Below are 1,347 nucleotides of genomic sequence, written 5' to 3' on the forward strand. Positions count from 1 at the left end.
GGACCCCGATTGTGGGACCACGTGCTTAGTTGGAAGGGGCTGCTCCGTTTGATAGACGGAGCGCATGATGACGACAAAGACGAGACGCAAGATCGACGCGGCACTGAAGGCAAAGATCGCGCTGGAAGCGGTGCGGGAACAGGCGACGGTGGCCGATCTGGCCCAGCGCTATGAGGTTCACCCGAACCAGATCTATGCCTGGAAGAAGCAACTGCTGGACCAGGCGGCCCGGGCCTTTGACGCGGGTGTCGGGCGGGAGAGCGAGGACGCGCGCGAACGCGAGATCGAGAAGCTGCATGCCAAGATTGGACAACTGACAGTCGAGCGCGATTTTTTAGCGCGGAGGTCCGGAAGATGAGCACGCCGGACCGTCGAGGAATGCTCGATCACGCCGACATGGCGCTGTCGATCCGCCGGCAATGCATGTTACTTGGCATCGCGCGCTCTGGGGTCTACCGGCCGCCACGGCCGGCCAACGACAACGACCTTGCCCTGATGCGGCGGATCGACGAGTTGTTCACCGCCTGGCCGTTCCTGGGCTCGCGGCGAATGACCGCGATGCTGAAGGTTGAGGGGCTTCAGGTCAATCGCAAGCGGTTGATGCGCAAGATGGGCATTGCGGCGCTGGGACCAAGGCCGAACACTACGAGGCCGGCGCCGGGCCACAAGATCTATCCCTATCTGTTGCGCAACTTGACGATCGACCGGCCAAACCAGGTATGGGCGGCCGACATCACGTATCTGCCCATCGGCCGCGGCTTTCTTTATCTCGTCGCCATCATCGACTGGGCGAGCCGTGCGGTCCTGGCGTGGCGGTTGTCGAACACGATGGACGTCTGGTTCTGCGTGGCGGCGCTGGAAGAGGCGCTGGCGAAGTACGGCACGCCGGAGATTTTCAACACCGACCAGGGCAGCCAGTTCACCAGTGCGGCCTTCACCGGCGCGTTGGCGGGCGCAGGGATCAGGATCTCCATGGATGGCCGCGGTCGTTGGATCGACAACGTCTTCATCGAGCGGCTGTGGCGGTCGCTCAAGCATGAGGACATCTATCTCAGAGGCTATGCCGACGGCCGCGAGGCCAAGGCAGGGGTCGCAAGCTGGATCGCCTTCTACAACGATCGTCGCCTTCATCAGGCGCACGGCTATCGCACGCCGATGGCGGTCTGGCGCGAACGGATGCAGGCCGCGAAGGCTGTGGACATGGTGGACAACGCTGCCGCGTTGACCACATGCCCACAGCAACTGCAGCAGACAGCGTCTCTGGCTGCGTGATAGAAAGGGATCAGGAGCAGTCAGTTTCCAACTAACAAACCGGTTCAAGCGGTCCCGCTCCGCGGGTCCATTTCA

At 62.7% G+C, this 1,347-nt stretch carries 1 pseudogene; it reads left to right on the forward strand.

From position 1 onward, the window contains the following. Positions 1 to 67 precede the first annotated feature (67 nt). Positions 68 to 1,155: pseudogene (locus tag AC5ZG1_RS43935) on the forward strand (IS3 family transposase); the annotation flags it as partial. Positions 1,156 to 1,347: the final 192 nt, after the last annotated feature.

Source organism: Bradyrhizobium sp. Leo78, assembly GCF_059512425.1.